Raw genomic sequence first — 609 nt, forward strand, 5'->3', positions numbered from 1 at the left:
GGCCATCAGTGCCTCTAGGGAACTGGGCGCCACTGAACCCGGTCGATTGGCGCCGTGCGCCCCTTTTTCTTGCACATGGGTCTTTCGTGGCTCTCGAACCGTCAGTAAATTGACGTCAACCCCTACTACTTTGGCAATCCCCTCCACCAATGGTCGTAAATCTTCATACTGTTCAGGGGTAATCGTCTTATCTTCTGTTCGTGGATAAGACACAATCTTGGCTTCATAGAGCTTTTGGTAAGTAGATGCCACTTCTTTGGCTTGAAAGCCTTCTTTGGCTAAAATAGCTGATAGCGAAGCCAAGTCGAGTAGTTTGGGTGGTTGCGTTTCTTTTTGTTGGGTGCTGGTCACGACAGGTGTAGCCGTTTCTGGTAAGGTTTCTTGCGTTAGTGCCTCTTCTTGACTGGCATAACGAAAATCGGGGTCTTCATCCTTTTTAACCGTTCGCGCATACGTATGACCATTTTCATCTTGGTAACGATTTTCAAAGAATGGCACCCGTTGATAATTTTTTGATGGCTTCTAATTGTTGGTACACACGCAAGATCATCGCCGACTTTAATCGTCCTTGTCGCGAAACAAAGGGATAACCGGCTTGTTTTGTCAGCG

The 609-nt window shown here is 47.1% G+C and carries 1 protein-coding gene; it reads right to left on the reverse strand.

Going from position 1 to position 609, the window contains the following annotated elements; all coding sequences use genetic code 11:
• Window positions 1–498 (reverse strand): DNA topoisomerase (locus AOQ32_RS08345; protein ID WP_242976733.1); only part of this gene is annotated, 498 nt, incomplete at its 3' end.
• Window positions 499–609 lie beyond the last annotated feature (111 nt).

The organism is Fructobacillus tropaeoli, assembly GCF_001047135.2.
Taxonomy (GTDB): Bacteria; Bacillota; Bacilli; order Lactobacillales; family Lactobacillaceae; genus Fructobacillus; species Fructobacillus tropaeoli.